The organism is Microbulbifer mixtoriginis (SeqCode) (assembly GCF_052467945.1).
The window spans coordinates 4,288,026-4,313,726 of the sequence record NZ_CP174328.1 but is presented as its reverse complement, the minus strand read 5'-3'; the positions used below and the strand labels follow the sequence as shown (position 1 = coordinate 4,313,726).

Here is a 25,701-nt window from a genome sequence, read left to right as displayed (position 1 = left end):
TTGCCATTGATATAGCGAATTGAGTGCCAACTTTTGCAGAAACTTTCCAAATTTCTGTAACTCATTGTTTTTTAAGAAAAAATTATTTTATAGGTAGCATTCTAAGGGATGGTTAGCCCAGTACGATGTTTATAAAATCTATCTTTTAAGATAGCTATTTATTATTTTAGATAGTATGAAAACAGTAGCTATCAGTATTCTCGGCACGACTAAAGACCGGCGCGGTAAAAATGACAAGCGTTGGGACAAGTGGCGCCCCAATATCTCTATGTGCCAGCACGATGACCTGCTGATCGATCGGCTGGAGCTCCTTTTCGACAACCACTCGAAAAACCTGGCAGACCAGGTCACTGAGGACATTGCATGCATTTCCCCTGAAACCAACGTGGTCCATCACCGGGTCAACTTCAATGACCCCTGGGATTTCGAGAGTGTGTACAGCAACCTGCTGGATTTCGCCCGCGATTACGCTTTTAAGCCGGATCAGGAGCAATACCTGGTACATATCACAACTGGCACCCACGTGGCCCAGATCTGTCTCTACCTGCTCACAGAGGCCGGTTATTTCCCTGGGCGCCTGCTGCAAACTTCTCCTGCACAGAAAAACAGTAATTTGCCGGGTCAGTACCAGATTATCGACTTGGATCTATCCAAGTACGACCAGATTGCCTCACGTTTCCAGCGAGAACACCAGGAGGGCACTACCTACCTGAAAGGCGGTATCGAAACCAACAACCAGGCCTTTAACCAGATGATCGAGCAGTTAGAGCAGGTCTCTATTCGCTCCGATGCGCCCATTCTCATTACAGGACCGACGGGGGCAGGAAAATCCCAGCTGGCCCAGCGTGTCTATGAGTTACGTAAACAACGCGGAAAATTGGAAGGAGGCCTGGTAGCAGTAAACTGCGCCACCCTACGCGGTGAGAATGCCATGTCCGCCCTATTCGGCCACCGCAAAGGGGCCTTTACCGGTGCCACCACACACCGCCCTGGGCTATTAATGGAGGCGGATAAGGGTCTGCTATTTCTGGATGAGATTGGCGAGTTGGGACTGGACGAACAGGCAATGCTACTGCGGGCCATAGAGCACAAGCGCTTTATGCCCTTTGGCTCAGATAAAGAAGTGAGCAGTCACTTTCAGCTGATCGCTGGCACCAACCGGGATCTAGTACAGCTCAGTCGCGAGGGTAAGTTTCGTGCAGACCTGCTGGCCCGTATCGACTTATGGACCTACCGCCTACCCTCTCTGCGTGAGCGTATTGAAGACCTGGAACCCAATATCGACTTTGAGCTTGAAGCCTTCTCCACAAAATCTGGCCACCTGGTGAGCTTCAATAAAGCGGCGCGGGAGAGGTACCTGAACTTTGGCCGCTCGGTAGAGGCCAGCTGGTCAGCGAACTTTCGCGATCTTAACGCCAGTATCCTGCGCATGGGCACCCTCGCCGACGGCGGGCGTATCACGACCCAGGTAGTGGAGGAGGAAATTCACAGATTACAGATTAAGTGGCAAAGCCCACAGAGTAAGTCATCACTGCCCTTTGCCCGTATTGAAATGTTGTTGGGCCGTGACCGCATCGAACAGATGGATTACTACGAGCAGATCAAGCTGGCGGGACTGATTCAAGTTTGTGAGGAGTCCAACTCTATGGCGGCAGCCGGGCGCAAACTGTTTCAAGTGAGCCGCACAGCAAAAAAATCCAATAACGACTCTCACCGGATACGCCAACTTTTAGATAAATACGGTCTTAAATTCGACCAACTGAATGAAACATAGAGACCGCCTGGCACCATTTTTTGTTAGTCTCATTCCTAAACCCTGATGCTGGATCATGGAATGAGATCTATCTACTTTTTCCCGCTTATTTTTTTACTCAGTGCCTGCGAGCCAACTCAGTTTGCAGGCGGAACCGCCTTGCCAGATGGCTCGGTATACAAAGGCGATATGTTAAACGGCCTGTTTCATGGGCAGGGCCAACTCGAATGGCCCAATGGCAGCCTTTATCGTGGAAACTTTCGAGAAGGCCGCATGACGGGCGAAGGCGTATTAACCGGAAATGATGGTTGTACTTATGAAGGCGAGTTTCTCAATGGGGAGCCCCACGGCAAAGGTCGCTATACCTGCAATGGAACTGTGTGGATAGGTGAATTCCTTGAAGGGGAGCTAAAAAACGGTACGTTAAATTGGGATGACGGTGACATTTACAATGGCGAATTTTTGGCTTTTGACCCTCATGGCGAAGGCAAACTCAGTACCGATGATGGCAGCCTTTATCAGGGCACTTTTGAAAACGGCTATTTAATACAAGGCAACTACTCGGATAGCGATGGCTATCGTTATACCGGCGGCTTTGAGTACGGCTCATACTCTGGCGAGGGTGAACTCACTCAGCCTGACGGCACTGTGATCCATGCCACATTCAGCTATGGGGAAGCTGAGGGGGAAGGTAAACAAATTAGTACGGATGCTGAAGGCAACATTATCGAGAAACCTGGCTATTTCTCCGAAGGTATTTATTACCCTAGCGAAGCTGCTTGGCGCGCACTGGCGAATATACCCGCCGCCCAAGCGGAAACCCGCCTCTACAGTGAGAGTGAACGCTTACGAAACGCTATAAACGCACTGCCCCCACAAAGACCCGGCATCCGTGATATTTACACACTACTAGTAGGTGGTGATGGTACCTCTCCGGTATTTGCAAGGGAGCTGGAGTGGGTGGCAGAACGCCTTGATGAAGCTTTTGATATCGACCAGCGACTGCTGCGCCTTAGTAACGGTGGCGGTTACGGTTTTCCCTTGGCCACTCGAACCAGTATCCAGGAAAGTCTAACTGCCTTAGATCAACTGATGGACCCCAAAGAAGATCTGCTTCTGGTGCACCTTGTAAGCCATGGTGCTCGCAATGGAGACTTCAAAATTGCCGAAGGTGAAATACCACTTAACGACCTATCTCTAAAAGATGGGCAACAGTGGTTAGACAATATTAACGCTCAGCACCAATGGATCATAATTTCGGCTTGCTTTTCCGGACAGTGGATAGAAGCTTTAAATAACCCCAACAGAGTAATCTTTACTTCAGCCGCTGCCGACCGTAGCTCCTTTGGTTGCAGTGACGACTCTCAGCGCACCTGGTTTAGCTCAGCCCTTTACGGTGAGGCCCTTAACCGAGGTGTAGACAATCCTGAAGCCTGGTTTGAAGCTACAAAATTAAAAGTAACCGAAATGGAGCAGGAGCAGGAAATTAGCAGAAGCCGTCACTCTCTGCCCCAGTATTCAGTGGGAGAGGACTTCCTGATGTGGTGGCAGGGGAAAGAGAAAGCAAATTAGATGGGTATTTCCTCGTCAGAAATAAGTTATTTCTTATTAGTTTGGCGGGGAATCTATAAATGCTTCTTCCTGTAAAAAATATTCAGGCTTTATTAGCTAATAAATCTAACAGTAAGCGAAAGGAGGTATCTTTTTGGATTTCGCTAGCTTCTCTACAGAGTTATTACTTATCTTATTTTTCGTTGCTATTATTGCCGGCCTACTCGACACATTAGCAGGTGGCGGCGGCCTGATAACCGTTCCGGCCTTAATCTTAAGCGGTGTTCCACCACTATCTGCCTTAGGTACCAATAAATTACAAGGCAGTATCGGTACAGCAACAGCCACTTATATGATGATTAGGGGTAAAAAAATAAGCTGGGATGGGATTAAGAGGTTGATGCTATCCGCCTTTATTGGAGCCGCTATTGGAACCATAGCCATACAACTTATCAATACTGACATCTTATCTTTTGTCATCCCTATAGTACTGTTATTTATTGCTATTTACTTTCTGATTTCTCCGGCTATAGCCCAGAATAATGATGAACCAAAATTATCTAGCAAGAAATATCAATATGGGGTAATTCCATTTATTGGATACTACGACGGCATGTTTGGGCCTGGGACTGGGTCATTTTTCACTTTGTCGGGCATTGCTTGCCGAGGACAAGATTTATTGACAGCCACCGCAATGGCAAAGCCTCTTAACTTCTCCACCAACGTAGCCTCTTTATTGGTCTTTTTAGTTGCAGGGCAAGTGGTGTGGGTTATAGGTATCCTGATGATGGCTGGACAAGTCATAGGTGCATGGATAGGGTCACACTGCCTTTTTAAAATCAACCCCACCTATTTGAGAGGAGTAGTCGTACTGATGTGTAGCGGAATGCTAATAAAATACGCACACGCTATGGGATGGATAGGTTTTATCTGAAAACAAGCTGCTTTACCGCTTGTATCAATAATTTGCCGGTTATACGCTGGCTTATTCTGGCAATCCCGCCCTAACAATGAAGAGCGGGATTGCAAAACAAGACACTTTAAGAGGCTTTCTGCTCCGCAATAAACCGTTGCATCTGCTCTTCCAACATGGAAAGCGGTAGGGCTCCATTTTTTAACAGTGCATCGTGGAAAGCACGCAGATCAAATTTTTCTCCCAACTCCTTTTCCGCTTGAGCGCGTAACTGGCGGATCTTAATTTCTCCCATTTTGTAAGAGAGGGCTTGGCCCGGCCAGGATATATAACGATCCACTTCTGCGCGTACATTCGCGGGAGATAGCGAGGTATTACTGGAGAGGAAATCGAGCGCCTGCTGGCGAGTCCAGCCCTGAGAGTGAATACCGGTATCGATCACCAAACGTGCCGCACGCCACATTTCATAGCTGAGACGACCAAAGTGTTCATAAGGCGTTGTATATAAGCCCATCTCCTTGCCAAGGCGCTCGGAGTAAAGCGCCCATCCTTCACCAAAAGCACTTAAGTAAAGTTCTCGGCGGAAGTCCGGTACATTCTCCAGTTCCTGAGACAAAGCACCTTGCAAGTGATGACCGGGTACCGCCTCGTGTAAAGTCAGTGCAGGCAGTTCATATAAGGGGCGCTGATCCAGGCCGTGTGTATTCAGCCAATAGGCCCCACCACGGGTGCCACCGATAGCGGCAGGATTATAGGAGGCCGTGGTGTAGTTGGGCGCGATTTCGCTGGGTACCGGAACGACGCCATAGGGGGTGCGTGGCAGCAGATTAAAGAACTGCGGCAACACATAGTCGATTCGCTTAGAGATATAGGCAGTCTCCTTTAGCAGCTCTTCCGGCGTTTTGGCATAGAACTGGGGGTCCGTACGCAGAAAGTGAGTAAATTCCGCAAAGCTACCTTTAAAACCAGATTCCTTTATTAACGCTTCCATTTCCGCACGAATACGCTTCACCTCGGCCAAACCTGTGCGGTGAATTTCCGTTGGATCCATATCCAAGGTGACGTAATAGCCGATGTTGTAGCGATAGTAATCCTTACCACCACGCAGCTGTTCAGCCCCAAGGGTCTCACTGGCGGCTTTCAGGTAATCCCCTTCCAGGAAGTTTGCTACACGGTCAAAAGCCGGAATAGCGACCTGTTCAATGGCTTCTTTGCCGGCATTGCGCAGGCGCTGCTGCTCTTCAGTAGTAATTGCAGCAGGCATCTCCGCAAATGGCTTATACAAGCTGCTTTTAGTTGGGTCTTTATAAACCTGGGCTCGCACCGTAGGGGCTATGCCTTGCACCACTATTTTGGGCAAAACAAAACCTGTGCGAATACCCTCGCGCATATTGGCAATATTCTCATCGAAGAAGCGGCCAAACTCGCGGATACGAGCGATGTAATCCTCATAATCCGCAACGCTGGCCATCGCCAGGCCACTATGCGCATCCAGGGCCGTGCCGAAAAAACTAGAGAAGGTATTGAGCGGTATACGCTTCAAGAATAACTGATTGGCCTCGATGGAGTTTTCCAGTACCCAGGTGAGCAACTCCCGATTAACCTTGTCCGAATCCGCTAATTCACTAGCGTCTATCGTTTGCAAGCGCTGCAGCAATTCTTGCTCGGACTTCAACCGACGCGCTCTATCCTCAGCAGTCACCCCCGGCAACTGACGGTTATAGTCCGACACCCCCATACGTCCCGCAGTAATTGGATCCTCGCGCAGACGATACTGCCAGTGGTCTTCGATCACATCCTGGAGCTGTTCTGTTGCCGTTGTGGCCCAAGATACTGGGGTTAGTACACAAGTGGCCAAGATAACGCCAGATAGCCGCTTAAAGTGTTTTGCCAGGGCCTTGCCGGATTTCACGCTGCTCTCCATTTAATCGCTAAGTTTATGCTCATCGAAATTGATATTCGTTATGATCGGCCAACCTTAACATGAGTGACACACTGCAAGATTGTTTTCCGTGACTCTGAAACCGAGATAGTTCGTGACTTGAGGACGAGGTGGTTGAAGATTGATTACATAAAAGGGTGTGAATTGAGAGGACTGTGGGAGCCGCAGTGGCTGCAACTCCCACACTATCGGTGACTAATTAGCCCCTGCGCGCATAAGAGCGAATAGCAAAGCCACCACTCAAACCGGCGGAATACATGGACTGATACCAGAAGGATTGGGTAAACCAATTAAAGAAAGAAGCGCGGGATTCAAACCAGAATTCGCCAAAGTTCGGATCAAAGAAGGCGATGTCTTGCGCTACCCAGGCAGCCATGGTGTGACCGGCGAAAGTGCCATCCAGGCTGATTTTTTTATAGCAGCCCGCTCCGCCCGTTTGATCGAGAATAATTTCCCGAGCCAAGGCATTGGGAGAGAACAAACCGCTCTGCCCATTGGCTCTACGCGGATTATTAATACCACGAATCGTATTACCACCACGCCCATTGGGGAAAGCCCCCCCAAAAATATTCTGACTGACAGGATACAGGTTTTGCACCCCCAACCAAGCTTCGGTAATCCGATCCTGATCATCGTGCATGCCTGCCTGTTGTAAAGTCATCACATGATAGAGATGGCGCTCATCGAGCGTGTTATTGGGGTATAACCAACTCCACAAAGTACCGCCTTCAGAGTGATACTTTATCCAAAAAGCCGAGAGGGATTCACACACACCACCAGCAGTATCTTCATGCATGGTGATCAACCCCTTCACCGGATCGAAGCATTGGCTAAAGTCCTTGACAATTACTCCATTGTATCTGGGCACCGCCTGTTGCACGGGCTGTACACGTGTACCAGTTACGGTAAGAATGGTTTTGTCGACCCAAATAGGCATTTTTATTCTCTCACTTCTACTAGGCAAGAAAAGCGCTTTTAAAATCCCTTTTAAAAATTTCGTGGAATTTTTCTACGCCACTTATCAGATTGGGCCGGCATTGAAGCAGAAAAGTTTCAGCGCCAACAGGAAATAGAAAAGCTTTTTAAATCGACTCTGGCACTCTTTTTCCAGGCCGCATAAATGCTTATTTTGAAGGGAGGTTTTAAGTGGTGCTGGCCAAATTTTATTGGCTATAGTGGTATTTTTTTGTTCAACCACGATAAAAACAGATAGTAAGATTTTAAAAATTACTGCTGAAATTTTAATTGGTAGGGCTTTCCCTCGGAATTACCATTTCTGCTAAGACCATATACAAAACCACCCAGTTTTTTAATTGCTTAAAAAGTATAAAGAAAAAATGGAGAGGGAAATTTTTGCAGAAAACTATTGAGAACTTTCAGTAGCCATCCCCCTACGAAACTGGACCTACACTAAAAAGAGCTTGTTAAACCAATATGGGGTTCACCCTATCCAAAGTTCGCCTCAAGATAAGTGGGGCTAGCAAAGTGCGAATTATCATTCTGTTACATTTCATTCTCATTATCAGGTTTTAGCTTTATCAATACTCCGTAATAAAACTGGAGAAAAAGGAGACCCTTAGTGAAAAGCCTTTGTGTTGCAGCAGTGCAAATGGTCAGTGGCGAGAGCGTTACAAATAATCTCTCACAGGCCTACAAACTACTTGTGGAAGCTGCCGGGCACGGCGCGCAACTGATACTACTGCCGGAAAACTTTGCGCATTTCTCGGATAAAGGTAGTTTTTCCGTGGCCGAACCTTTTTGCATTTCTGGTAAAGCCAACGCAGATAGACAACCCATTCAACACGCCCTTGCAAATTGGGCAGAGGAGCTGGGTATCTGGCTGGTCGCAGGCTCGATACCCTTACTGGAGCGAGCCGACGGTAGCCCTACTGAGGGGAAGCGCAGCCGCTCAGCGTGCCTGCTATTCGACGATCAAGGCGCTTTGCTGGCTCGCTACGACAAAATACATTTATTTGATGTGGAAGTTGAGGACGCTACCGGCAGCTATCGTGAATCCGCCAGTATTGAACCCGGCAACGAGCCCTGTGTGGCGACATCGCCCTGGGGGGCTCTGGGGCTCAGTATCTGTTTTGATCTGCGCTTTCCCGAACTCTACCGCCAGCTAGCCATAGCCAGTGCTGAGATTTTTTTGGTGCCTGCGGCATTTACCCACACCACAGGGCGGGCACACTGGATGACCCTGTTGCAGGCACGTGCGATTGAGAACGGCTGCTTTGTAATTGCAGCCAATCAGGGGGGGACCCACTCGGAGAAAAGACGTACCTGGGGACATTCCGCGATTATTGATCCCTGGGGTGAAATTCTGGCCGAAGCCGGCGAGGGTGAAGCAGTCATCACTGCCACACTGGAAGCTGAAAAGTTGGCCAATATACGGCGGCAAATGCCATTACTTTCCATGCGTCGGCTTGGGGTCTAACTAAAAGCAATCTAAATAAAAGGTGTCTAAATAAAAAAGGGCCACCTAACGGTTGCCCCTTTTTTACGACATAAACTGTGGCAAAAAGGTGATATTAAACCTTCTCCACTGTCTGCTCGATACGCCCAAAAATAGACTGACCTTCACCATCGAACATCTCGATAGCGATAGTGTTGCCGAAATCCATAAACGGTGTACTAGGTGAACCATTCTGGATGGTTTCGATCATGCGGATCTCAGCGATGCAGCTGTAGCCAACTCCACCCTCTGCTACCGGTTTGCCGGGACCGCCATCCAGCTTATTGGATACGGTACCGGAACCGATAATAGTACCCGCACAGAGTGGGCGGGTCTTCGCCGCGTGGGCGATCAACTGGCCAAAGTGGAAGGTCATATCCACACCAGCATTGGGCTCACCAAACTTCTCACCGTTCAGTTGTGAGACCAGTGGCAGGTGCAATTTGCCCTCACGCCAGTTTTCACCCAGCTGCTCTGGAGTTACGCATACCGGTGAGAAAGCACTGGAGGGTTTGGACTGGTAGAAGCCAAAACCTTTAGCCAACTCCGCAGGAATCAATCCACGCAGGGAAACGTCATTCACCAACATTACCAATTTGATATGGGAGAGCGCATCCTCGGCGGATAATCCCATGGGTACATCGTCAGTGATTACGGCGATTTCCGCCTCGAAATCGATACCAAAGCCCTCACTTTGCGGCATGGTCACCGGCTCGCGCGGGGCCAGGAAGGTATCGGAGCCCCCCTGGTACATCAGCGGATCGCTATAAAAGCTCTCAGGCACCTCGGCACCACGGGCTTTGCGCACCAACTCAACATGGTTCACATAGGCACTGCCATCGGCCCAGTGATAAGCGCGCGGTAGAGGCGATGCACACAGGCTCTGATCGAATGGCTCACCAGCAATCTCGCCGTTGTGCAAACGCTCGTGCAGCTTCTCCAGCTCACCATTGACGGCTGCCCAATTGTCCAACGCACTCTGCATGGTGGGGGCAATATCGCCGGCCGGCACCATACGGGTAAGATCATCGCTAACAACAACCAGTTGGCCATCGCGGCCGGATTTAAGGCTGGCTAACTTCACTGTGCCTCCCCTTCAGTTTTTTCCACAAATTCTTCTTCCCCATGCATCCAGGCGGCGTGCCTTGGGGCTTTTTTAGTACGCGACCACTCTTCCAACATATCCTCAGCAACCCGCTTCAGCTCTTTGTGCATACCAGGCTTGGCGGTATTAGCGGCCAGCTCGATACGATGGCCGTTGGGGTCGAAGAAGTAAATCGACTGGAAGATAGTGTGATTGGTAGGGCCGAGTACGTCGACCCCCGCCGCTTCCAGTCGCGCTTTGGTCGCGAGCATTTCTTCCATGGACTCCACTTCGAAAGCGATATGCTGCACCCATTTGGGTGTGTTCTCATCGCGCCCCATCTCCGGGGAGTTGGGAATTTCGAAGAAGGCAAGCACATTCCCCATACCCGCGTCCATAAAGACGTGCATGTAAGGGTCCGGCTCACCGGTTGAGGGTACCTCGTTTTCGGCAATGGCCAGCTGGAAGTCCATACCGAGAAGATCGCGGTAGAATTCCACCGTCTCCTTGGCGTCCCTGCAGCGATACGCCACGTGGTGAATGCGCTTAATGCCCATTGAAGCCTCCGATTGTTATTCCTTTTCTTTAATGACGCCACGCTTGAGCTGGTCGCGCTCAATGGATTCAAACAGGGCTTTGAAGTTGCCCTCACCGAACCCTTCGTCTTCCTTGCGCTGGATAAATTCAAAGAATACCGGGCCGAGCATATTGGCAGAGAAAATTTGCAGCAGCAGACGCGGCTGACCGCCCTCAGTGGTGCCATCCAACAGGATGCCGCGGCTTTGGAATTCCTCGGTAGGTTCGCCGTGCCCTGGCAGGCGCTCTTCCAGCATTTCGTAGTAAGTGTCCGGCGGCGGGGTCATAAACTCCATACCGCGCTCTTTCAGGCGATCCCAGCAGGCAATTAAGTCATCACAAGCAAAGGCGATATGCTGGATACCCTCGCCGTTGTACTTCATCAGGAACTCTTCGATCTGGCCGCCGCCACCAGCTGCTTCTTCGTTCAGCGGAATACGGATCTTGCCATCCGGTGCAGTCATCGCCTTGGACAGCAGGCCGGTGTATTCGCCTTTAATGTCGAAGTAACGGATCTCGCGGAAATTAAACAGATCTTCGTAGTACTTGGCCCAGTAATCCATGCGGCCGCGATACACGTTGTGGGTGAGGTGATCCAGAGTGTGGAAGCCGCAACCTTCCGGACGACGGTCAACGCCCTCTTCCCAGATAAAGTCGATATCGTAGATGGACTCACCATCTTCGTAGCGGTCGATCAGGTACAGAGTCGCACCACCGATACCCTTGATAGCCGGCAGTTTCAGCTCCATAGGGCCTGTCTGTACATCTACCGGTTGAGCGCCCTTGCGCAGAGCTTCTTCGTAGGCAAACTTGGCATCTTTCACCCGGAAGGCTAAGCCACAGGCAGAGGGACCATGCTCCTGGGCATAGTAGTAGGCGTGGCTGTCGGGCTCGTAGTTGGTGACAAAGTTGATATCACCCTGGCGCCACAACTCCACGGCTTTAGAGCGGTGGCTGGCCACCTTAGTAAAGCCCATGGCGCTAAACACAGTCTCGAGAATGCCTTTCTCCGGCGCAGTGAATTCTACAAATTCGAAGCCATCCAAACCCATCGGGTTCTCAAATAAGTCGGCCATGCAGTCCTCCGTCTCTTATCATCGCGGCGCCATTTATCGGGGCTGCGCGCTGGTTAATTTCTAGCGCAAAGGAAGTTAGTTGCAGATGTAACTAATGTCAAGGGGGCCAGGAATACGTACCCAAAGGCAGTATTCAGTCACTGAACATGAGGGGATTATGCATTCACGTGAATTGTAAAAAGGACCGCTAGATAAGCGATTCAGGTGAGAATGAGAGGCGCAGCACAGGCTTGTACCGCACCCTCAGCAGCAGATGCTATTTACGAGCGCACTTGCCGGTATCGGTGCGGCACATATGCTCTTTATGAAACTTGCCGCTCATCTGGTCGCACTGGGATTTGGTAACATCCCCGGCGCAGGCACTTTCTGCATGCTGGCAGCACCCGGTTTCAGCAGTGCCCATACCGCCTTTGTCCATGGACTCTTCCTTTTTCCTCTGTTCACAAGCGGAGAGGGTCAGCACCAGCGCAGCCGCCAGTATTCCGATTGAAGCTTTGAATTGCATATAGGCCTCCTAACTAGCCGGCGAGTGGCCGGTGACATGGATGTCGCGGAATCCGCCGCCCATGGCTCTGTGCGACCCGCGTAAACATACCCGACATCTCCACCAGCTGAGCGGGCTTCGCACCGGGGCACAGAGCCTCTCAGCCATCCCGTAGATTTACCGGGCCATGCATTGACTGTAGCCCACACTGGCAGCGGAACCATCTGACTGGCGGGACACTTTCGATTTTTTACAGATATCGCGCCTACCTTTTCAGCAATTCACTGATTGTGACGCCGAGAGCCGGTACAATCGCTGACCGTTTGTCGGGCCATGCCCCAATCCGCCTGTATCTTTTGAGGACTGCCTATGCTTCTCGCCGCTCTCGCCATTATCGCCGGCTTTATTGTGCTGGTCTGGAGTGCTGACCGCTTCGTGGAAGGCGCCGCTGCCACAGCCAAGCACGCCGGTATGCCCACGCTGTTGATCGGCATGGTGATTGTCGGTTTCGGTACTTCTGCCCCTGAGATGGTAGTTTCAGCCATTGCCGCGCTGGATGGCAGCCCCGGCCTGGCCCTGGGCAACGCCTATGGTTCCAATATCACCAATACCGGCCTGATCCTTGGCCTCAGCGCCCTGATAATTCCCTTGAGCGTACATTCGAAAATTGTGCGCAAAGAGCTACCGCTATTAATGGCCATCACTCTTCTGAGTGGCGCCTTCCTATGGAATGACAAGCTGGAGCGCTGGGAATCAATCATTCTGTTACTGGGTTTCTTCGGCTTGATCGGTTGGAGTGTATTCTCCGCCCTGCGCGGCAAAGGCGATAATCTGGAAGGTGAGGTCGCTGAAGAGCTGGAAGAACACGCCATGCCCCTGGGCCGGGCTCTGTTCTGGGTAGTCGCCGGCTTGGTACTTCTGATTATCAGCTCGCGGTTGTTGGTTTGGGGCGCAGTGACCATTGCCGAATCGCTGGGCGTTAGCGACCTGATTATCGGCCTTACTATTGTCGCCCTAGGTACTTCTCTACCAGAACTGGCAGCCACCATAGTAGCCGCGCGCAAAGGCGAACACGATATTGCGATAGGCAACGTGGTGGGTTCGAATATGTTCAATCTGCTGGCCGTGGTGGGGATTGCCGGCACTATCGCTCCCATGTCCAGTGTGCCACCGGAAGTACTCACCAGAGACTGGCCCATGGTGATCGGCTTGACCCTGGCCCTGTTTGTCTTCGCCTATGGCTTTCGTGGCCAGGGTCGAATCAACCGCTGGGAAGGCGGTGCTCTTTTGACAGCTTACCTTATCTACACTGGCTACCTCATCACCACCATTACTAAAGCCGCACTTTGACCGTACTTGGGGTGGCTTCACACCACCCCAAGTTTACCGCCTGAATTCGCCATAATTTGCCCCCAAAAAGCCCGTTCTTCCAGACCAGTGCCAGCTAGTATTGGCAGCACCTCAAGGGAAATAATGACGGAGATGCTTTTATGAGGCGGAGCTTTTTTGCCAAAGTTGGCATGTTGGGTTCTTTATTCGGCTTTGGAGCTATTTACCTATTAAATGCTTCCTGGTTGGCTCCAACACCCCAGGGCGAGCCCGTTCTTATTTCCCATCGCGGTGTCTACCAAACCTACAATCGCGATAATCTAGGGCGTGACGATTGTACGGCTATTCGCATATTCCAGCCTGAGCACCGCTATCTTGAAAACACAATTCCCTCCATGGAAGCAGCATTTGCGCATGGCGCGGATATTGTCGAACTCGATATCCATCCCACAACCGACGGTGAATTTGCCGTATTTCATGACTGGACTTTGGATTGCCGTACAAATGGAAGAGGCGTCACTCGGAAGCATGCCATCACTGACCTAAAGAAGCTCGATATCGGCTATGGGTACACCTTCGATGGCGGAAAAAGCTTCCCTTTTCGCGGCCAGGGCATTGGACTACTACCCACATTGAAAGAAGTTCTGCAACACTTCCCAGATCGACAATTCCTGATCAATATAAAAAGTAATGACCCCAATGAAGCAGACCTACTCAATAACTATTTACGCCAACACCAACTACTCTCCGATTCCCGCTTAATGGTCTACGGCGGCCCCCTCCCAATCGCAAGAATACGGGAGTTAAGGCCCAAAGCTTTGGCCTTCAGTAGGGACAGCGCAAAAAGTTGTGCACTGGGATATTTGCTGATTGGGTGGAGCGGCTATATCCCCGAGGCTTGCCGCAACAGTATTGTTATGGCACCCAATACCTGGCACTGGGTACTCTGGGGCTGGCCGAACCGATTTATCGAGCGGGTAGCCCAAAGCGGCAGTTTAGTCATAGTGCTAGATCATCGAGACAAAAAGGGCGGCCTTACCGCTATCTACCGACCAGAGGATTTAAATTTCCTGCCTAAGAATTACAACGGTGTTATCTGGATTGAGAAAATTGAAGTCATTGGTCCACTGTTACAAGCCAGCCATGAATAAATACTAACGTTTTCGCCGCTGCTCTAATCGCGCCAGCTGCGCTTGTAACCGCTCTATCTCTTCGAGTAATTCCAGCGCTAGCGCAGCACCGGCAAGATTGACCCCAAGATCCCGCTCCAGCGTGTAGACACGGCGAACCCTGCGCACGCAAATACCACTAAAGCGCCAGCGGGGTTTGCGCGCACGCGGCTCGATAATACCTTCCTCCACCAGTGCCAATATACGTTCAGCAGGAAGCTCACAGGCGCGACACAATTCGCTCAAACTCAGTTCACTCTCTTCATCAAGCAGCACACCGGTGACCTGTTCGGCCTTTCTAACTCTCATTATCAGCTCCCCATGGATTGGCGCGGATTAAAGTCAAAGGCCTTACTGAATTGGCGATAGGCCTCGCGCTGAGCATCGCTAGTGGCAGAGGGGGTAACTGTCTGCAGCACGATGTACATATCACCGGGTTGTTTGGCGGGGATTCCACGCCCCTTGAGGCGAAGCTTCTTGCCGTTATCACTATTGGCAGGGATGGTAACTTTCAGGGGCCCGCTCGGTGTTGGTACCTGTACTTTGGCCCCCAAGGCCATCTCCCAAGGGGCCATGGGTAAGTCCAGATAAACCGTTGGGCCCTCAGTATGATAGAGACGGTGAGAGTTGAACATGATCTCGAGGTAAAGGTCACCGGGTTTACCGCCGCCAATGCCTGCTTCACCCTGCCCGGCCAGACGAATTTGCTGACCTTCAGTAATCCCTTTTGGAATCTTGACGTTTAGTGTGCGCTCCTGCAGTTGCGGGCGCCCATCCTCCCCCAACACCGTGTGTTTAAGGGTAATCTGCCGACTGCTGCCGCGATAACTGTCTTCCAGATCTATGGCGATTCGCGCATAGGTGTTTTCCCCCTGAGCACTGTACTGGCGCCGCTGCCTGCCGCCATAGCCCTGACTAAATCCGCCTCGCCCAAATAAGCTCTCAAAGAAATCGCTGAAGGCCTCACTATCGGCATCGGTATAACCACCACCGTGAAACTCAAACCCCTGATCCCAATTAGGGGGCGGCCGGAAATCCTGGCCGGACTGGAAGCCACTACCTAACTGGTCATAGGCCGCACGTTTCTCTGGATCCTTAAGCACTTCGTAGGCCTCATTCACCTCTTTAAAGCGCTCCTCGGCATCCTTCTCACTACTGACATCGGGGTGGTATTTACGTGCCAACTTTCGATAGGCACGCTTGACCTCCGCCTGATCAGCGTTCCGCTCAAGACCGAGAATCTTGTAATAGTCCTTGTATTCCATGGCTTTAATAAAAGCCGATGATGAGAGGGTTCGCCACGTATTTAAAGTGAGAAAATCGACGCGACTATTATCTGATTAAGTAGATATCCACTGATAAATAGAAGCGCCGATAGAACAATCGGCGCCGTACTACTAACTTAATGCCCGGTTTCGTACCACATGTTGGCTGTTACATATTCGATACTTCCATCCTTGTAATGGATATAGGCCTGTGCCTCGTTGGATGAATAAGCTCTGACTGTCACACCGCATGAGAGCCCAGAATTACAACCTTTTATCCAATGGACCCGATCAATAGATTTAGAGATATTGGTAATACTCCAACTTCCAGAAGTGGAGCTTCCAAAACTGAAATCTATTCCATTACAGTGGGAAGTACCATTTCCAAACACTTGGCCGCCAGATTTGACATTTAGTTGGCAAACAAGATTGGCAGAAAAAGCCGGAACGGCTAAAGAGGAGGCAAAAATTAGGGAACTCGCTAATAGAATTTTTTTGATAGTCATTTTCCTAACCTAGTTATTTTTATATATTAGTTGTCGCAGCAAACCAAATTAGCGACCTTAATCAGGTTAACATCCAGATTTTAATCTTCAAAGGCGCTTCCAGAATCCTAACGAAAAAAATTGAGAATCTTTTATCAATTTTATGCAATTTTTTTCCATTACCAATAGATCAGTTTATAAAATCCAAATACGGATAATTTAAATGTCGATTCAGCCTTTAAAGACGACATCAAAAAAAGAGTGTTGATGCGCCATTCCAATTAGCGACTTAAATAGCACATAAACATCAACTACTCAGCTAAAGGAAACAAAAATGAATCATGCTCCCAGAGTAACATCACTACAAAACTGGTAATTATCGCTCGGCAGAATAAGGATCTTCCGCGGTCAAATAGGCAAGAATATCTGCTTTCTTTTCTTGGGAATGTAACCACTCTCTAATTTCTTTTACTTTGTCATATAGCTCTTCGCCAAATCTGCTTCTATAAACCTCAGAAAAAGTCTCTTGTGCCCTAGTATCCCTAACCTTTTTCTGCCACTCATGGGTAACCAATGAGTTCAAAGAAGCAGCAAGCCCCTCAGCTCTCAGAAGCTCCCACTCTCCCTTATCCAGCCAAATACCCCCAACTGTCGGGCTATAATCTAAACGGTGCTCACTACCCGCAGTAATTTTTAACTTCTGCATGATCATGCCTGTTACCGGACATAAAATAGCTTTCTTGGTATCTTCGGCCACGATTTCATTTAGCACAGCTATATTATCGGAAAACTGGTACTCAGGATTTTTTCTTTTCCAAGTCAGATAGTCTTCAACCAAAATCCAGTTCCCACCACAACTTGAGCAGGTATGTGCACGAAACAACTGCTCAATGACAACTGGTTTGAGCACACCTTTTTTACAACTGGTACAGCGTTTCATAATTTCTTTTCCATAAAAAATAACCCAGATCTTTTTTAAAGACCTGGGTTGCGAGATTAGAGTTTTTATCAGATAAATAAAGCCCGAATATCGTTTATCTACCAAATCTGAAAAATATTAACTCTCTGTCTCAACGGGCTTACTTAAGTTGCCAACACCCGCTTCTTTCAAGAGAGAATCCACTAAGGGAGCCATCGCACGGTGCTTCAGAGCACTGCCGACTAAAGCTTCCGGCAGGCTTTGGCCTTTAGATTCCGATTCTCCATCCAGAATTCCACTAGATGCACGACCATCCACACCATTTAACCCTTCAACAGAAATAATTTTCATGCCATCAATACTTTCCATCGGTTTAACACTTTCACGGATAATATTGGGCAGATTCTCATGCAGGCTCAGCACCTTCTTCAATGCAATCTGAGCTTCACTGAGACTGTTGTATGCCTCGTTCATCAGACGCTGACCTTCAGCATCCACTGCGTATTTCTCGCGATCTGCTTCAACCTTAATACGAATTGCCTCTGCCTCTGCAGAAGCCTGCAAGCGAAGTGCTTCAGCTTTATCTTCTGCAGCCGACTTCTCCGCTTCGGCCATTACTTTAATACCGGTAGCCTGACGCTCAGCCACTTTCTGGGCTTCGATAATCTCGATGCGCTTATCACGCTCTGCCACTTCCACGTCCTTGGCAGTGCGCACCTGCTCTTCCGCTTTTACCGCTTCAGCCAGTGCAACGTTGGCCTGCTGGTCTGCCTGGGACTGCTCTTTGGATTTTTCCGCAACGGCAATTGCCCGCTCCTGCTCCGCAATCTCTACAGATTTCTCTTTGGAGATACGCTGCTCATCGAGAATACGCTCGCGCTCAATTTCCTGCTCTCTCAGGCGGCGCTCCTTTTCAATCTCCAACAGTTTAGTCGCCTGCTCTGCAGCAATCTGGGATTGGCTAACTTCACGCTGGGCTTCAATTTCTGCCTGACGCGCAGCCCTGTCTTGTGCGGCCAATTCACGAGCAATATCAGCTTTTTGTGCGGCTTCGCGATTTTCCAGCTCGCGTTGTTGCTCCAAATGGGCGTAACGTTTTTCCTTATCAATTTCCAGTTTTTGGCGCTCGGCTTCGAGGTTTTTCTTCTCGATCTGCACCATAGTTTCCTGTTCGACGTCGTTCACTTCCTTGCGGCGCGCTTCAATGGAGCGGGTCATGCTGGCAAGGCCTTCGGCATCGAAGACATTATCCTGGTTAAAAAACTCTTTGTGAGTCTGGTCCAAACCGGTCAAAGAAACAGACTCCAGTTCCAGTCCGTTTTTCAACAAATCCTCGGAAACTACCTGTTGTACTTTTTGTACAAACTGACTGCGTTGTTCATGCAACTCTGCCATTTCCATTTCGGCGGCCACAGAGCGAAGCGCATCGACAAATTTGCCCTCAATCATTTCCTTCAAGGCTTCTGGGTCCAGAGTGCGTAGGCCCAAAGTCTGTGCCGCATTGGCAATCGCCTCGGCATCGGGCTTCACGCGCAAATAGAATTCCGCAAGTACATCCACACGCATGCGATCCTTGGTAATCAGCGCCTGGTGCTCTTTGCGGGATACCGCAAGGCGCAGGGTATTCATATTCACCGGAATAATTTCATGTAACACCGGTAATACCAGTGCACCACCATTCATAATGACTTTTTGCCCCCCCATACCGGTACGCACAAAAGAGCGCTCTTTAGAGGCACGTGTATAAAGCCGTGCAAAAATAGTCCCAATAACAATCAGGGCCACTAATATAGCTCCGGCAATAAATACCATAATCGGAAGGTTTCCTATCACTGCTAGATTCTCCATTTAGTTATTCTCCATAAGATGTATACTGCTGGGGCGAGTTACTCGAAAATGTGCTCCCAGCTCTTCAACCAGCAACACCTTATCCCCCTGATTAAATATTTCACTCTCATCCGGCTCCACCATTACATAGTGTGTGGTTCCGTATTCATCACTAAAACGCGCCTCTGCCGGTGAACCGATTTCTGCTCTGCCGATCGTAATAATCGCTACACGGCCAATAAAGGAGTTTCTCTCAACTGCCTCAGATTCATCACCCACAGCAAAGCGCCGCATGATATTGCCAACAAAACGTACCTGGGGGAGAGCCAGGAAAAGGACTCCGACAGCAAGTAAACCGCCCGGCAATAGATACCCAAAGAATGACTCCATGAGTATTTGGATTAATAAGCCCGTTACTCCAAAACCAACCAAAAAAGTAACTAACAGGATAAGTGCAGGCACCTCCCCAAAACGTAACCATCCGAGTAGTTTAGTCATCCCCCCAGATAACCCTGTGTCTGGTACGTCAACATTAAAATCTGGTAGTACGTTATCCAGTAAGTCTGAAATACCAACACCAATCAATGTCATCACGCCTTCAAGAAGCGCTATCATAAACATTAAAAGTAGCGCGCCAGTGAAGATCAGGTTTTGATCTTGCAACAAGAATATCATCAGCCCCCCGATTTAATTTTGGCTAAACGTTCTTTCACACGATTATTTCGTGCAAACTCCTCAAGCTCTGCTAACTTACTGGCATCTATTTCGGAATCAAATGTCGATATAGCTGTACTACCTATTACTCGATTAAATGCATCTGTAGCTTGTTCTACCTGGGCTTTCGACTTTCTATCCCTACCATATTCATCAGTAACAACGCTACCTCTTGCATTTTTATTGACTGCAATAAATTCCTGTAATTGCTCACGCATTTCACGCTTCTTACCTTGCAGAGCAAGAATATAAGAACCTAGTTCCTTTATTTCTATCTCATTTTCACTGATCGCTTTCTCTAAAATTGGAAGCTGCACCTCAATATCCATTTGCTTGGCAATGGCGACTTCAGCCAAATCATCACGACCTTCATTTACAGCGATGGTAATTTGTTCAGCTAAACGTTTATGACGTGTTTTTTCTTCGTTTAACGTTCTACTATTCAGATACTTAGATGCCTCTGCTTTTCCTAGCTGATCTCGCACATCCTTAATCGCATCATCCACATCCCGGATTGCCTGTTCCATCACTGACTCTGGCGCAGCGGCTTCAACTGAGTCCACAACTGCATTCGCAGACACAGAGATTAAGCGTGAAATGCGCTTAATTAATCCTTCTCTCAAAATTTTCTTTCCTTTTACTATTTCAATTTTCACCAAAGCCAGACCAAGTCCCTCAAAATCTGACAAACTTTATTAAGTACTTACCACAACAGGCTGCTAAATTACCGCTTTTTTTCAACAGTAATTCTGCCGCTTGCTTAACCATAAAGCCCATTTGTGCAGATACTTATTCCACAGTTTCACTTTCAAGGCGTTCACGAATTCTCACGGCGGAATCACGGTGAATGCTGCGTGGACTGCTCTGTTGTGACAACAGCAACATTTTTTCCAGGAAAGCCTCGACACTTGGCAACAAGTCTTTCTCCAATTCCGGTGCCATTGGCTCTTTACCGGCCACATTTTGAATAATGGCGGCACCTTCTGTGAGCAAGTCCATTACCGCCTCAATCAACAGGCTCCGCTGGTTTTCCTCCAGATAACGAGCCTTCAACGGCAGCATGACCTCTGCAGAGGAGAGATAGCTGCGGGAAAGACAATCCCCGCCAATAGACTCTCTCGCCATTGCAATAATTTCGCGTACTTTTTCACTTTGGGTGACCGCCCCATTGCGATCAATCGACATCAAATATGCATAATCTTCCGCCGATAGGCGTGCCGATATAGATTGTGTTTTATTGAGCATAATGATCCCTTGCTTGCCATGTATACAAAAGTACACACCACTATGTGTAGTGGTCAATTAAAACTCGCATGACCTATTGGTACGACAGAACCAGTCGGTGTGGAAAAATAATCTTTTGTTGATTGTGCTATCTATAATTCAGGGGATTTTTGTAAGGATTTGTTCTGATTACCGCCAGTTGTTTTAAATTACACATCCTTACAGGGATAAATTCCCGCACAAATATTTTTGTTTTCATACCCAGAAACAGGCTTTTGGCGACACATCTATAGTTCCATCGCCAACTGACGGATGTAATGTCGATAGAAAACCTGATTCTCAATGTCGATAGCTATAAAGCCAGCCACTACCTGCAATATCCACCAGGTACGGAATTTATTAGCAGCTATATCGAGTGCCGCGGCGGGGAATTTTCTGAAACGGTATTTTTTGGTTTACAAGCTTTTATTAAACAGTACCTACAAAGACCTATCACATTTGCCAATATCGAAGAGGCAGGAAAGCTACTCAAGGCCCACGGTTTGCCCTTTAATCGCGCGGGCTGGGAACATATCGTCAGTAAACATCGAGGGCTGCTGCCTTTAGAGATTTGTGCTGTAGAGGAAGGAGGCATTATTCCTTTACACAATGTTATGGCACAAATTGTTAACACCTGCCCATCCTGTTTCTGGTTGACCAGTTATCTTGAGACCGCACTGGTACGCGCTCTCTGGTATCCGTGTACTGTCGCCACACAGAGTCGGGAAATCAAAAAAATCATTGCACATTATTTACAGCAAACGGCCGACAGCCAAAAGAGTCTCCCCTTTCAATTACACGATTTCGGTGCGCGTGGGGCCAGTAGCTTGGAAAGTGCCACGTTGGGCGGTATGGCTCATCTAGTGAATTTTTACGGAACAGATACTCTCTCAGGAATATTAGGTGCGAGAAATTTTTACCATGCCGATATGCCTGGATTTTCTATTCCGGCTGCGGAGCATAGCACCATTACCGCCTGGGGCCGGGATGGGGAAGCATTGGCCTATCAGAACATTCTGCAACATTTTTCCGGAAAAAATAAAACCGTTGCGGTGGTCAGTGATAGCTATGATTTATGGCATGCAGTGGAAAATATCTGGGGTGGCCAATTAAAAAACACGATTCAAAACAGTGGTGGGACCTTGGTTATCCGCCCAGACTCCGGCAACCCTGTACAGATTGTTGTCGATTGTATAGAGCGATTGATGCATATATTTGGAGCTCACACCAACAGCAAAGGTTACCGTGTTTTGCCTGAGTATATTCGTGTTATCCAAGGAGATAGTATCTCCCGCTTCACTATCCCCAAAATACTGCAGGCAATGCAGAAGCATAAGCAGAGTGCCGAGAATGTCGCTTTCGGTATGGGCGGCGGACTGCTGCAAAAAGTCGACAGGGACTTAATGAGCTTTGCCATGAAAGCCAGTGCTATTCGCATCAACGGTATCTGGCGAGACATCTACAAGGACCCGCGCACAGGGCCAGAGAAAAAATCCAAGCGCGGACGCCTGGCCCTGATTCAATGCGAGAATGGCGACTTCAGAACCATTCGTCTGGAGGATGTAAATCATTACAAGAATTTTCTGATACCAGTGTTTCGTAACGGCAATTTGCTTATAGAAACGACTTTTGCTGAGGTGCGCCAGCGCGCAGCCATCTAGCAACTTGATTCATCCCCCTCCTCTTTCCGTAACCATTTGCCCCTAGCAAACCTCATTTCACCGAACCAACACTTTACAAAAGCAATCATGGCCTGTTACCTGTATAGGTTTGTTGTCTGGACAAGGCGCCCGGCCGGGCCTCTTGTATGTATCGGGCACAATAACAATAAGCACACCCCCAAACCCTATTGGGGGGATAAAGGTAGCCAATGGAAAGAAGAAAATTCCTCAAGATCGCCGGCGTCGGCTCCAGTGGTATTTTATTACCACTGCAGGGCATTCAGGTCAGCGCCGAGCAACTGCTCAATGAGGGCATGCACAGCTCGCACAAACGACACCTGGCAGATGTCGCTCTGAATACGGCGCGCAAAGCCGGTGCCAGTTATACCGATGTGCGCATCGGTCGCTATCTCAACCAGTACGTTATGACCCGCGAAACCAACGTGGAGAATATCGTCAATACGGAATCCCTCGGCGCCGGTATCCGCGTAATCGCCAATGGCACCTGGGGTTTCGCCGCCACCAACGATCTGACTGCCGACGGCGTTGCCCGCGCCGCACGCCAGGCGGTTGCCGTTGCCAAGGCCAACGCCAAATACCAGACCGAGCCCGTGCGCTTGGCACCGGTTAAAGGCGCAGGCGAGGTTTCCTGGCAGACACCGATCAAACAGAATGCCCTGCAAGTGCCCATCAGCGAGAAAGTCGATTTCCTGATGGATGTTAATAACGGTGCACTCAAAGCCGGAGCCAGCTATATCCGCTCTTCCCTGTATTTAGTCAATGAGCAGAAATACTTTGCCTCCAGCGACGGCTCCTATATCGATCAGGATATCCACCGCCTGTGGGCGCCCATGCAGGTGACCGCTGTGGATAAGCAGAGCGGTGCTTTCAAGACTCGCAACGGTCTCAGTGACCCAGTGGGGAGAGGCTATGAATACCTGGCCGGTCACGACAAAGACAAAATTCGCGGACAGACCACGCTCTACAAAGCCTCCTACGATATGGCCGAGGATGCCGTGCTCGCGGCCGAGCAGGCCAAGGCCAAGCTTTCGGCCAAATCCATCGATCCGGGCAAGTACGACTTGGTACTGGAACCCTCGCACCTATGCCTGACCATCCATGAATCTGTGGGCCATCCATTAGAACTGGACCGCGTGCTGGGCTACGAAGCCAACTATGCGGGAACTTCCTTCGCCACCCTGGATAAGTGGCGCAGCGGTAAATTCCAGTACGGCAGCGACAAAGTCACCCTGTTTGCTGACAAGGTACAACCGGGCTCCCTCGGTGCCGTCGCCTATGACGACGAAGGGGTTAAAACCAAGCGTTGGGATCTGGTGAAAGATGGCATCCTGATGAACTACCAGGCCACTCGCGATCAGGTGCATATGATCGACCAAAAAGAATCCCACGGCTGCAGCTACGGCGATAGCTGGTCCAGCGTGCAGTTCCAGCGCATGCCCAATGTCTCCCTGGCTCCGGGAGAGAAGAAGTACTCAGCCAAAGACATGATCCGCGATGTGGAAAAAGGCATTTACATCGTCGGGCGCGGCTCTTACTCCATTGATCAGCAGCGCTACAACTTCCAGTTCGGCGGACAGCTGTTCTATGAGATCAAAAACGGTGAGATCGTCGGCCAGGTTGAGGACGTTGCCTACCAGTCCAACACGCAGGAATTCTGGAATTCCTGCTCGGCGATATGCGACAGCAGCGACTACCGCCTGGGCGGAACCTTCTTCGATGGTAAGGGCCAACCCAGCCAGGTAAGTGCGGTATCCCACGGCTGCTCCACCACCCGTTTTGACAAAATTAATGTAATCAATACCAAGCGCAAGATTTCCTGAAGGGCGCACAAGAATAAGTAATTGGAGAAAAGGCAATGGCAATTCTGAGTAGAAGTGAAGCGAAGCGTATTCTCGATAAGGTTTTGAAATACAGCCGCGCCGATGAAGCCAGCGCACAGCTGGCCGGCAGTGAGACAGGCAATATTCGCTATGCGCGCAACAGTGTTTCCACCAGTGGCATCGTCAACGATATCGAGCTGGCGGTAGAGGCCCGTTTCGGCAAGAAATCCGGCGTAGCCACCATCAACGAATTCAGCGATGCCTCCCTGGAAAAAGTGATGCGTCGCGCCGAAGAGCTGGCCAAGCTGTCCCCGGAAAATCCGGAAGCCATGCCGATGCTGGGCCCACAGAAATATGTCAGCGTGGACGGCTTTGCCAAGTCCACCGCAGATATCACCCCAGACCAGCGCGCCAAGGCAGCCGCAGATTCCATTATTGCGGCCAAGGAAAAGAAAGTGGTTGCCGCAGGTTACCTGGAAGACGAGCGTTCTTTTGCCGCGGTCGCCACCAGTAAAGGCCTGTTCGGCTACCACGCCTCCACTTCCGCCAACTTCACCGTAACCATGCGCACAGAAAATGGCCTGGGTTCCGGTTGGGCTGAAAGTGATGTTACCGATTTCGGTGCAATGAATACCGGCAGTACTTCCTCTGTCGCCATCGACAAGGCGGTCCTGTCCCAGGAAGCCCGCGCCCTGGAACCGGGCAAGTACACCGTGATCCTGGAGCCCAATGCGGTGTCCGGCCTGGTGGGTTACATGATGAGCGGCTTTGATGCGCGCAGTGCCGACGAAGGCCGCAGCTTTATGAGCAAAAAGGGCGGCGGTAACCGCACCGGCGAGAAGATGTTCGACAAGCGCGTAAATTTCTACTCCGATCCCACCAGTCTCGATGTGCCGGCTCAACCCTGGACCGACGGTGACTTTATGCAGCTGGGGCGAACCGAATGGGTGAAAGACGGCGTAGTGAAAAACCTGGCGCGCAGCCGCTACTGGGCCGAGCAAAGCAAAGGCGAAGTGGTCCCCGAGCCCAAAAACCTGATTATGATCGGCGGCGATAAAACCACCGAAGAACTGATCAAAAATACCCGCCGCGGTATTTTGGTATCCCGCACCTGGTATATCCGTATGGTCGATCCGCAGTCCATGCTGCTCACCGGCCTCACCCGCGACGGCACCTTCTATATCGAAAACGGCAAGATCAAATACCCGGTGAAGAACTTCCGCTTCAACGAGAGCCCGGTAATCATGCTCAACAATATCGAAGATATGGGCGTCCCCCAGCGAGTGGGTATGTGGGGCATGTCCGCCATGATTCCCGCACTGAAAGTACGCGACTTTACTTTCAGTAGCCTTTCTGACGCCGTTTAACCGCCAGCACCACTTGAGGATAACGAA

The 25,701-nt window shown here is 49.8% G+C and carries 23 protein-coding genes; 9 read left to right on the top strand and 14 right to left on the bottom strand.

The features are described 5' to 3' along the window. The first annotated feature begins 175 nt into the window (after positions 1–175). The 3 genes from rtcR to ACJJIJ_RS18770 all read left to right on the top strand — a co-directional run bounded on the left by rtcR (position 176) and on the right by ACJJIJ_RS18770 (position 4,238). Positions 176–1,774 carry an RNA repair transcriptional activator RtcR gene (gene rtcR, locus ACJJIJ_RS18780; protein ID WP_444938136.1) on the top strand — a complete coding sequence of 533 codons (1,599 nt, stop codon included), beginning with the start codon at positions 176–178 and terminating at the stop codon, positions 1,772–1,774. 60 nt (positions 1,775–1,834) lie between these two features. After that, positions 1,835–3,325 (top strand): C13 family peptidase, encoded by a 1,491-nt coding sequence (locus ACJJIJ_RS18775; RefSeq protein ID WP_444938135.1) that lies wholly within the window; start codon positions 1,835–1,837, stop codon positions 3,323–3,325. Positions 3,326–3,458: 133 nt separating this feature from the next. Beyond that, positions 3,459–4,238: a TSUP family transporter gene (locus ACJJIJ_RS18770; protein WP_444938134.1), complete on the top strand. Its 780-nt coding sequence runs from the start codon at positions 3,459–3,461 to the stop codon at positions 4,236–4,238. Between the two features lie 106 nt (positions 4,239–4,344). Here the strand turns inward: ACJJIJ_RS18770 and ACJJIJ_RS18765 are convergent, their stop codons facing one another. After that, the gene (locus ACJJIJ_RS18765; protein ID WP_444938133.1) at positions 4,345–6,129 is read right to left on the bottom strand and encodes a DUF885 domain-containing protein; all 1,785 of its coding nucleotides are present in this window, start codon (positions 6,127–6,129) and stop codon (positions 4,345–4,347) included. Between the two features lie 229 nt (positions 6,130–6,358). After that, a complete protein-coding gene (locus ACJJIJ_RS18760) occupies positions 6,359–7,096 on the bottom strand; it encodes a YopT-type cysteine protease domain-containing protein (protein ID WP_444938132.1) in 738 nt (245 codons plus the stop codon). 642 nt (positions 7,097–7,738) lie between these two features. Between ACJJIJ_RS18760 and ACJJIJ_RS18755 the strand changes: the two genes are divergently transcribed. Next, the gene (locus tag ACJJIJ_RS18755; RefSeq protein ID WP_444887700.1) at positions 7,739–8,596 is read left to right on the top strand and encodes a carbon-nitrogen hydrolase family protein; all 858 of its coding nucleotides are present in this window, start codon (positions 7,739–7,741) and stop codon (positions 8,594–8,596) included. A 94-nt stretch (positions 8,597–8,690) separates the two neighbouring features. Here ACJJIJ_RS18755 and ACJJIJ_RS18750 read toward each other — a convergent pair whose 3' ends face one another. From ACJJIJ_RS18750 to ACJJIJ_RS18735, 4 genes are all read right to left on the bottom strand, one after another. Beyond that, entirely contained in the window at positions 8,691–9,698 is a 1,008-nt protein-coding gene (locus ACJJIJ_RS18750; protein ID WP_444938131.1) for a fumarylacetoacetate hydrolase family protein, read from the bottom strand. Further along, positions 9,695–10,255 (bottom strand): VOC family protein, encoded by a 561-nt coding sequence (locus ACJJIJ_RS18745; protein ID WP_444887698.1) that lies wholly within the window; start codon positions 10,253–10,255, stop codon positions 9,695–9,697. The genes ACJJIJ_RS18750 and ACJJIJ_RS18745 overlap by 4 nt, the downstream gene beginning before the upstream one ends. A 15-nt stretch (positions 10,256–10,270) precedes the next feature. Further along, positions 10,271–11,350 carry a 4-hydroxyphenylpyruvate dioxygenase gene (gene hppD / locus ACJJIJ_RS18740; protein WP_444887697.1) on the bottom strand — a complete coding sequence of 360 codons (1,080 nt, stop codon included), beginning with the start codon at positions 11,348–11,350 and terminating at the stop codon, positions 10,271–10,273. Between the two features lie 256 nt (positions 11,351–11,606). Then, a complete protein-coding gene (locus tag ACJJIJ_RS18735; RefSeq protein WP_252084077.1) occupies positions 11,607–11,855 on the bottom strand; it encodes a hypothetical protein in 249 nt (82 codons plus the stop codon). A gap of 348 nt (positions 11,856–12,203) precedes the next feature. On the opposite strand from ACJJIJ_RS18735, the gene ACJJIJ_RS18730 reads away from it, so the two are divergent. After that, positions 12,204–13,184, top strand: coding sequence for a calcium/sodium antiporter (locus tag ACJJIJ_RS18730; RefSeq protein ID WP_444891642.1), 981 nt, complete (start codon positions 12,204–12,206; stop codon positions 13,182–13,184). A gap of 140 nt (positions 13,185–13,324) precedes the next feature. Beyond that, positions 13,325–14,314, top strand: coding sequence for a glycerophosphodiester phosphodiesterase family protein (locus ACJJIJ_RS18725; RefSeq protein WP_444938130.1), 990 nt, complete (start codon positions 13,325–13,327; stop codon positions 14,312–14,314). Positions 14,315–14,317: 3 nt separating this feature from the next. On the opposite strand, the gene ACJJIJ_RS18720 is transcribed toward ACJJIJ_RS18725, so the two are convergent. The 8 genes from ACJJIJ_RS18720 to ACJJIJ_RS18685 form a co-directional block, all read right to left on the bottom strand. Beyond that, entirely contained in the window at positions 14,318–14,641 is a 324-nt protein-coding gene (locus ACJJIJ_RS18720; RefSeq protein ID WP_252084074.1) for a chaperone modulator CbpM, read from the bottom strand. Between the two features lie 2 nt (positions 14,642–14,643). Beyond that, positions 14,644–15,597, bottom strand: a complete 954-nt coding sequence (locus ACJJIJ_RS18715) for a DnaJ C-terminal domain-containing protein (RefSeq protein ID WP_444899358.1) — start codon at positions 15,595–15,597, stop codon at positions 14,644–14,646. 137 nt (positions 15,598–15,734) lie between these two features. After that, positions 15,735–16,103, bottom strand: a complete 369-nt coding sequence (locus ACJJIJ_RS18710) for a hypothetical protein (RefSeq protein ID WP_252084072.1) — start codon at positions 16,101–16,103, stop codon at positions 15,735–15,737. A 355-nt stretch (positions 16,104–16,458) separates the two neighbouring features. After that, positions 16,459–17,022: a TFIIB-type zinc ribbon-containing protein gene (locus ACJJIJ_RS18705; RefSeq protein ID WP_444938129.1), complete on the bottom strand. Its 564-nt coding sequence runs from the start codon at positions 17,020–17,022 to the stop codon at positions 16,459–16,461. Between the two features lie 117 nt (positions 17,023–17,139). Continuing rightward, positions 17,140–18,849: a flotillin family protein gene (locus ACJJIJ_RS18700; RefSeq protein ID WP_444938128.1), complete on the bottom strand. Its 1,710-nt coding sequence runs from the start codon at positions 18,847–18,849 to the stop codon at positions 17,140–17,142. Next, the gene (locus ACJJIJ_RS18695) at positions 18,850–19,503 is read right to left on the bottom strand and encodes a YqiJ family protein (RefSeq protein WP_444903570.1); all 654 of its coding nucleotides are present in this window, start codon (positions 19,501–19,503) and stop codon (positions 18,850–18,852) included. Beyond that, positions 19,503–20,231, bottom strand: a complete 729-nt coding sequence (locus tag ACJJIJ_RS18690) for a PspA/IM30 family protein (RefSeq protein WP_444938127.1) — start codon at positions 20,229–20,231, stop codon at positions 19,503–19,505. Before ACJJIJ_RS18690 ends, ACJJIJ_RS18695 begins: the two co-directional genes overlap by 1 nt. Positions 20,232–20,331: 100 nt before the next feature. After that, positions 20,332–20,787: a hypothetical protein gene (locus ACJJIJ_RS18685; protein WP_444938126.1), complete on the bottom strand. Its 456-nt coding sequence runs from the start codon at positions 20,785–20,787 to the stop codon at positions 20,332–20,334. A gap of 296 nt (positions 20,788–21,083) precedes the next feature. On the opposite strand from ACJJIJ_RS18685, the gene ACJJIJ_RS18680 reads away from it, so the two are divergent. The 3 genes from ACJJIJ_RS18680 to ACJJIJ_RS18670 all read left to right on the top strand — a co-directional run bounded on the left by ACJJIJ_RS18680 (position 21,084) and on the right by ACJJIJ_RS18670 (position 25,674). Then, positions 21,084–22,466 (top strand): nicotinate phosphoribosyltransferase, encoded by a 1,383-nt coding sequence (locus ACJJIJ_RS18680; protein WP_444938125.1) that lies wholly within the window; start codon positions 21,084–21,086, stop codon positions 22,464–22,466. 209 nt (positions 22,467–22,675) lie between these two features. Then, complete coding sequence (locus ACJJIJ_RS18675; protein ID WP_444938124.1) at positions 22,676–24,307, top strand: TldD/PmbA family protein; 1,632 nt, start codon at positions 22,676–22,678, stop codon at positions 24,305–24,307. Positions 24,308–24,342: 35 nt separating this feature from the next. Continuing rightward, complete coding sequence (locus ACJJIJ_RS18670) at positions 24,343–25,674, top strand: TldD/PmbA family protein (protein ID WP_444883341.1); 1,332 nt, start codon at positions 24,343–24,345, stop codon at positions 25,672–25,674. The last annotated feature ends 27 nt before the right edge of the window (positions 25,675–25,701 follow it).

Coding starts and splice junctions, on each gene's coding strand:
- rtcR (WP_444938136.1), top strand. CDS start 176: ATGAAAACAGTAGCTATCAGTATTCTCGGCACGACTAAAGACCGGCGC.
- ACJJIJ_RS18775 (WP_444938135.1), top strand. CDS start 1,835: ATGAGATCTATCTACTTTTTCCCGCTTATTTTTTTACTCAGTGCCTGC.
- ACJJIJ_RS18760 (WP_444938132.1), bottom strand. CDS start 7,096: ATGCCTATTTGGGTCGACAAAACCATTCTTACCGTAACTGGTACACGT.
- ACJJIJ_RS18745 (WP_444887698.1), bottom strand. CDS start 10,255: ATGGGCATTAAGCGCATTCACCACGTGGCGTATCGCTGCAGGGACGCC.
- hppD (WP_444887697.1), bottom strand. CDS start 11,350: ATGGCCGACTTATTTGAGAACCCGATGGGTTTGGATGGCTTCGAATTT.
- ACJJIJ_RS18735 (WP_252084077.1), bottom strand. CDS start 11,855: ATGCAATTCAAAGCTTCAATCGGAATACTGGCGGCTGCGCTGGTGCTG.
- ACJJIJ_RS18730 (WP_444891642.1), top strand. CDS start 12,204: ATGCTTCTCGCCGCTCTCGCCATTATCGCCGGCTTTATTGTGCTGGTC.
- ACJJIJ_RS18725 (WP_444938130.1), top strand. CDS start 13,325: ATGAGGCGGAGCTTTTTTGCCAAAGTTGGCATGTTGGGTTCTTTATTC.
- ACJJIJ_RS18720 (WP_252084074.1), bottom strand. CDS start 14,641: ATGAGAGTTAGAAAGGCCGAACAGGTCACCGGTGTGCTGCTTGATGAA.
- ACJJIJ_RS18715 (WP_444899358.1), bottom strand. CDS start 15,597: ATGGAATACAAGGACTATTACAAGATTCTCGGTCTTGAGCGGAACGCT.
- ACJJIJ_RS18710 (WP_252084072.1), bottom strand. CDS start 16,103: ATGACTATCAAAAAAATTCTATTAGCGAGTTCCCTAATTTTTGCCTCC.
- ACJJIJ_RS18705 (WP_444938129.1), bottom strand. CDS start 17,022: ATGAAACGCTGTACCAGTTGTAAAAAAGGTGTGCTCAAACCAGTTGTC.
- ACJJIJ_RS18700 (WP_444938128.1), bottom strand. CDS start 18,849: ATGGAGAATCTAGCAGTGATAGGAAACCTTCCGATTATGGTATTTATT.
- ACJJIJ_RS18695 (WP_444903570.1), bottom strand. CDS start 19,503: ATGATATTCTTGTTGCAAGATCAAAACCTGATCTTCACTGGCGCGCTA.
- ACJJIJ_RS18685 (WP_444938126.1), bottom strand. CDS start 20,787: ATGCTCAATAAAACACAATCTATATCGGCACGCCTATCGGCGGAAGAT.
- ACJJIJ_RS18680 (WP_444938125.1), top strand. CDS start 21,084: ATGTCGATAGAAAACCTGATTCTCAATGTCGATAGCTATAAAGCCAGC.
- ACJJIJ_RS18675 (WP_444938124.1), top strand. CDS start 22,676: ATGGAAAGAAGAAAATTCCTCAAGATCGCCGGCGTCGGCTCCAGTGGT.
- ACJJIJ_RS18670 (WP_444883341.1), top strand. CDS start 24,343: ATGGCAATTCTGAGTAGAAGTGAAGCGAAGCGTATTCTCGATAAGGTT.